The organism is Kitasatospora sp. NPDC047058 (assembly GCF_040643935.1).
GTDB lineage: Bacteria > Actinomycetota > Actinomycetes > Streptomycetales > Streptomycetaceae > Kitasatospora.
The window spans coordinates 1-6020 of sequence record NZ_JBEYVJ010000394.1; the positions used below are offsets into that span (position 1 = coordinate 1).

General features: G+C 71.3%; 5 protein-coding genes. 4 read left to right on the top strand and 1 reads right to left on the bottom strand.

Annotated features, from left to right (window positions below; genetic code table 11):
• Window positions 1–415: 415 nt before the first annotated feature.
• The 4 genes from ABZ885_RS33770 (at window position 416) to ABZ885_RS33785 (ending at window position 4623) form a co-directional block, all read left to right on the top strand.
• On the top strand, window positions 416–898 hold the full coding sequence (locus tag ABZ885_RS33770; RefSeq protein WP_360197305.1) for a hypothetical protein: 483 nt from the start codon (window positions 416–418) through the stop codon (window positions 896–898).
• 164 nt (window positions 899–1062) lie between these two features.
• A protein-coding gene (locus ABZ885_RS33775) for an IS5 family transposase (RefSeq protein ID WP_360197311.1) occupies window positions 1063–1873 on the top strand; the annotation gives its coding sequence in 2 pieces (ribosomal slippage) (window positions 1063–1344 and window positions 1346–1873; 810 coding nt in all).
• A 102-nt stretch (window positions 1874–1975) separates the two neighbouring features.
• Window positions 1976–2785, top strand: coding sequence for a M60 family metallopeptidase (locus tag ABZ885_RS33780; RefSeq protein ID WP_360197314.1), 810 nt, complete (start codon window positions 1976–1978; stop codon window positions 2783–2785).
• A gap of 164 nt (window positions 2786–2949) precedes the next feature.
• Window positions 2950–4623 carry an FAD-dependent oxidoreductase gene (locus ABZ885_RS33785; RefSeq protein WP_360197307.1) on the top strand — a complete coding sequence of 558 codons (1674 nt, stop codon included), beginning with the start codon at window positions 2950–2952 and terminating at the stop codon, window positions 4621–4623.
• A 29-nt stretch (window positions 4624–4652) separates the two neighbouring features.
• On the opposite strand, the gene ABZ885_RS33790 is transcribed toward ABZ885_RS33785, so the two are convergent.
• Window positions 4653–5636, bottom strand: a complete 984-nt coding sequence (locus tag ABZ885_RS33790; protein ID WP_360197309.1) for a polyprenyl synthetase family protein — start codon at window positions 5634–5636, stop codon at window positions 4653–4655.
• Window positions 5637–6020 lie beyond the last annotated feature (384 nt).

Here is a 6020-nt window from a genome sequence, read left to right on the forward strand (position 1 = left end):
GCGACGACACGACAGGTCACCACTCCCCGAGACCGCCGACCCCATGCCTGAACAGCAGAAACGCAGCACTCAAGCCCGGAAAGACAACAGCCACTTACTGATCGTTTCAGAATGATCTCTGGAGTCGGTGGAGACAGATGATGTTGGTGGCGAGTTCCAGAGGTTTCTGGTGGAGGTCGGTCCGGCGTTCGTCCACTCCAGGCGCGTAGCAAGCTCGTCGATCTGCGAGCGGAACTGTTCCGCGGCGGTGCCAACCTCCTCTGGTAATCCGGTGCCAGCGCGGTCACATCCAGTCGTTCCCGGTGCACTGTTCTCGTGAACAAAGCCACTTGGCTGCGACCCGCAAGCTCCGGGATGTCAAGTCAAACGCGAGAATTCAGATGCGCGGCGGGCGCTTCACGGCTAGAACTGCCTGATGGTGATCTTCCACTGCTCCGGGTGTGGTGCGGCCCTGACGCCCCCGCTGACGCTGCTGCCCGCCATACCGGCGCCGCCCCCCTTCGAGCAGCCAAGGCCGGGTTCGCGGGGACCCGGCGCGACGATCCCCCGAGGGCACTACGCGATCGAGACCGAGCCCTGGGGTGCCCCCTACGAGCCTTACCCGCAGGACGAGGACGGTCCGTCACAGCGCCGGGCGGGCTGGAAATCCGATGAGCGAGGCCTCCTGAAGTCCGCCGGCCCCCGGGGCAATCTCGTCCTGCACCCCGACGACGCAGTGGACCTGAAGATGTTGGTGGACGCGAGCATGGGATGCTGCGGCGGTCCCTCTGGCGACCAGGGCCTCAACCGCGCGTGCCGGTGCGGGAAGCCGGTCGCGACGCTGGCCGCCGACTGCTCCACGGTCTATGAGCTGCACCTCGACGCGGCCAGTGTGCACGCCGAAGAGGCGCTCGACTGACAGCGGTCGTGAAGGCCGGGTGGGGGGCCTGGACGGTCGTCTACCGCGCGGCCCGCGAGCTGGTTGCCATCGCGGCATACGTACCCTTCAGCCGCGGGCCCGACTTGTTGACTGAGTAGAGCTTCAGGTCTTGTGCTTGGGTGATCTTTGGCGGCTGGTGTGGGGTGCGTTCTGGTCTTGTTCCGGACGATCTGTGGGACCGTGTGGCTCCTCTGCTTCCGCCCGCTCCGGAGCGGCGCCGACGCCATCCCGGGCGACTTCGCGTTCCGGACCGGGCAGCACTCGGGGGTGTGATGTACGTGCTGCGAACCGGTGTCGCCTGGCGCGACGTTCCCGCGGACACCGTGGGCTGTTCGGGGGTGACGGCCTGGCGTCGGCTTCGGGACTGGACCGAGGCTGGCGTCTGGCCGCACCTCCACGAGGCCCTGCTGACCGAGCTACGGGCCAACGACGGCCTTGGACATGGACGATTGTGCAATCGACGGCTCCCACATCAGGGCGCTCAAAGGGGGAGATCATGTCGGCCCCTCGCCTGTCGACCGCGCACGGCCGGGGTCCAAGCACCATGTGATCGTGGACCGGCACGGGACCCCGCTGGCTGTGTCCGTGACCGGCGGAAACCGGCACGACGTCACGCAGTTGATCCCGCTCCTGGACGCGATACCCCGCATCCGAGGCCTGCGCGGACGACCCCGCAACAGACCCCGACGACTGTTCGCCGACCGTGGCTACGACTTCGACAAGTACCGCCGTCTCCTGTGGAAGCGCGGCATCAAGCCCCTGATCGCACGCCGCGGCGTCGCCCACGGGTCCGGGCTCGGCCGCACGCGCTGGGTCGTCGAGCGGACGTTCGCATGGCTCCACCAGTTCAAACGGCTCCGAACCCGCTACGAACGCCGAGCCGACCTCCATCAGGGACTCCTGGAACTCGCCGCTAGCATCATCTGTCTCCGTCGACTCCAGAGATCATTCTGAAACGATCAATTAGGCCGGCGCCGGACTCCGGCCGCCAACGGCCAGGCGCCCGGCATCACCCTGCACTTCGGCGAGGCCGCCCGCCCGGTCCCGTACCACGTTCTGGGACACACCCCGGGCGCGGACTGGCGCTCGCAGCTCGCGGCGGCGAAGGACGTGCCGGTGGCCCAGCTCGTCGGTGAGCACGTCGTGCTCACCGTCCACCTCGACTCGGCCCGCCGCAACGAAGGCCAGGACCCCGAGGCCCTGCTGCGGACCTACGAACGCGTCCTCGCCGTCGAGGACGCCCTCAGCGGGCTGGACGGGAAGGACCCCCGCGACCGGCGCAGCCCGCTGCGGTACTTCGTCTCGGAGGCCAAGGCGGGCATCAACCCCAACGCCTACACCGACCGGGTCGCCTACCCCTCCGACTCGATCGACGAAGCCCTGAACGCCGAGCAGCTGATGAAGAGTTGGGGCATATGGCACGAGCTCGGGCACATGCACCAGCAGTCGTCGTGGCTCTGGGAGAGCGTCGACGAGGTGACGGTCAACCTCTACAGCCTCGCCGTGCAGCGCGACGCCGGCCGGCCGACCCGGCTCGCCGACGACGGAACGCCCGGGGTGGTCCGGAAGTACCTGGCGACGGCAGCGGGCAAGAAGGACTTCAACGGTATGGGCGGGGACGGATTCTTCGTCCGACTGGCCATGTTCGAGCAGCTCCGCCTCGCCTTCGGCGACCGTTTCTACCCCGAGCTGCACAAGCTGGCCCGCCGGTCCGGGAAGGCGGGCGATCCCCAGCAGTACCTCGTCCTGAACGCCTCACGGTGGGGTCTGACCGTCACCCCCGAGACCCGGGCCGCCGTGGCCGCCCTCGCCCTGCCCGACCCGGACCGGGACCCGACGACCCTCGACATCACCAAGGCCTCGTAGGTCACGTCCCCGGCGCTGCAGCAGCCCGGTCGAGTCCGCCGCAATGCCCGGGGCTCCGTGGTGCCTCCTCGACCCGGCCCACGTGCGCGTAGGGCCGCCCCTGCGGCGGGGCGGGAGCCTGCCAGAATCGGGCTCGGTTGTGCAGCGGCGAACGGGGGAGCGCGGTGCCGAGGCGGCAGACGGTCGTGGTGTTGGGCGGCGGGGTGGCCGGGCTGACGGCGGCGATGGAGCTGGCGGAGCGCGGGTTCGAGGTGACCGTGGTGGAGCCCACCGGGTGGGGCGGGAAGGCCCGTAGCGCCTCGGTGCCCGGGACCGGCACCGGTGGGCGGCTCGATCTGCCGAGTGAGCACGGGTTCCGGTTCTTCCCCGGCTTCTACCGGAGCCTGCCGGACACGATGCGGCGGATCCCCTTCCCGGGCTCGCCGTCGGGTGTGGAGGGCAATCTGCGGGAGGCGCCGCAGATGCTGTCGGCCCGCTCGGGGCGGATCGGGGAGACGGTGACCGATGTGTCGTCGGCCGCCGGTGCGCGGACGCCGTTGGAGATTCTGCGGGCCCGGGGCATGAGGCTGGGGGCCGACGGTGAACTGAGCGAGGAGCTGCTGTACTTCGCGAACCGGATGCTGGTCTACATGACGAGCAGCACGGAGCGGCGGCTCGGACAGTGGGAGCAGACGTCGTGGTGGGACTACACGGCCGCCGACGGCGCGTCCGAGGAGTACCGGAAGGTGTGTGTCGTCGGGGCGACGCGCACGGTGGTGGCGGCCAGGGCGGAGGTGTGCAGCACGCACACCGTCGGCGGGTTCCTGGAGGCCTTCGGTTACGGGTTCCTCGGCCGGGGCGAGGCCCAGTCGGCCGACCGGGTACTGAACGCCCCGACCAGCGCGGCCTGGATCGACCCCTGGGTGCGACACCTGGAGACGCTGGGGGTGCGGCTCCGACTCGGCTGGCGGGTGGAGCGTCTGACGGTGCGAGGCCGGACCGTGACCGGCGCGGTCCTGCGCGGACCGGACGGCCGGCAGCGGGAGGCGGACGCCGACTGGTACGTGTGCGCGCTCCCGGTGGACCGGATCGGCGCGCTGCTGGAGCACGGCCTCGCCGAGGCGGACCCCGAACTGAAGAGCACGACGGACCTGCGCACGGACTGGATGGTCGGCCTGCAGTTCTACCTCACCGAACCCACCCCCGTCACCCGCGGCCACGTCATCTACCAGGACTCCCCGTGGGCCCTCACCTCGATCAGCCAGGCACAGTTCTGGGACGGCGACTTCCGCAGCACCTACGGTGACGGGACGGTGGCCGACTGCCTGTCGGTCGACATCTCCTCCTGGGACACCCCCGGAATCCTCTACGGCAAACCGGCCCGCGACTGCACGCGGGCCGAGGTCGCCGCCGAGGTCTGGGCCCAGCTCGCCGACGCCCTCAACGACACCCACCGGCGCACCCTGCACGACGGCCTGCTGCACTCCTGGCAGCTGGACCCGGCCGTCCGGAACCTCGACGGCCCCGGCCCCGCCACCAACGACGAAGCCCTCCTGATCAACACCACCGGCTCCTGGGCACTGCGCCCCCGGGCGGTGACGGCGGCCGCGAACCTGTTCATGGCGGGGGACTTCGTGCGCTGCCCGGTGAACCTGGCCACCATGGAGGGCGCGAACCAGAGCGGCCGGGCGGCGGCGAACGCCCTGCTCGCGGCCTGCGGGCATCCGGCCGAGCCCGCCGTTGTGCACGCCCTGTACGAGCCGGAGGAGCTGCGCCGGCTGAAGGAGGTCGACGCCGAGCTCTACCGGATCGGCCGTGCGCACATCCTGGACACCCCACCGCCCTGGGCGGCCCGGTAGTCGTGCCGCCGTCGGACGGGACGGGCGGTTCAGTGAGACCGGTCGACGATCAGGCCGCAGAGCGCGTCGAGGTCGGCGACGGCCGCGGGCAGCGCGCCGGTCCTGCGGGCGAGGTCCCGAAGTCGGCGCCGGGCGGCGTCCGCGTGCCCGGCGGCCAGGTCGGTGGCCCAGCTCCGGCCGCCGGCCACCTCCACCAGGCGGGCGAGCTCCACCTCCTCCGCCACGTCCGGGCCGGCGGCCGCGGCCGGCAGTGCGTAGCGGTGGGCCAGTTCGTCGCCCGCCGGGCTGTTCGAGGCCATCGCGGCCGCCACCGGTACCGAGAGCTTGCGCGCCCGCAGGTCCGCGAAGACCGGCTTGCCGGTGACCGCGGGGTCGCCCCAGATCCCGAGCAGGTCGTCCACCAGCTGGAACGCCATGCCCAGGTCGTGTCCGAACGCGGCGAGCGCATCGGCCTGCGCCGATGTGCCTCCCCCGTAGAGGGCGCCCAGTCGGCAGGCGCAGGCGAACAGGGAGGCCGTCTTGCCCGACACCATCTCCAGGCACTCGGCCGGGTCGACACGTGACTTCGTCTCGAACAGCACGTCCAGGCTCTCGCCGACGGCCAGCTGGACCAGTGTGTTCAGCAGAACCGTCGACGCCCCACGTGCGACCGTGTCGGGGGTGTCGGAGTCGTCGAGCAGCTCGAACGCCAGCATCAGCAGTGCGTCGGCGGACCGGGTGGCGGCGGCCGGGCCGAACACCTTCCAGGCGGCGGCCTGGTGGCGGCGCACCGCATCGCCGTCCAGCACGTCGTCGTAGAGCAACGACAGGTTGTGCACCATCTCCACCACCGTCGCGGCGGGCACCGCCCGGCCAGGGTCTCCACCCACCGCCCGGGCACAGGTCAGCGTCAACGCCGCCCGCACGTACTTGCCGCCGCGCCGCGGCGTGGAAGCCCCGTCGGCGGACATCCCGAACTGGTACGCGACCACTTCGCCGACCGCACCCCCGATCAGGCCCGCCAGCGACCGCAACCGCGTGTCGCACAGGGCGGCTGCCCACCCCAGGACCGCCTCCGCACGTGCCCCCGGACCTCCCAAGGCCCACCCCCCCACGACTTCCCGCGCCCGAGCGCCGGCTTCACGGCTCCGCCGTGACCAGGCGAGCCTATGCGCCGAGGGGCGCCCGTCAGCAGGCGGGGGCGGCACCGACCTTCCCTCCTGGGGCAGCGGCGCTGCTGTCGGCGGGGCGCGTCCACACGCGCGTCCTCGGCGGCTCCCGCCGCGATCCGCGACACCGCCCAGGCGGCCAACCGGTCCCGGGGGGGGGGGGGGCCGCGCGGCGGCGTGGAGGCAGCTGAGGTAGGGATTCGACGCTTCTGGACACAAGACACTTAGGGATACCACTGGTATGGCGGC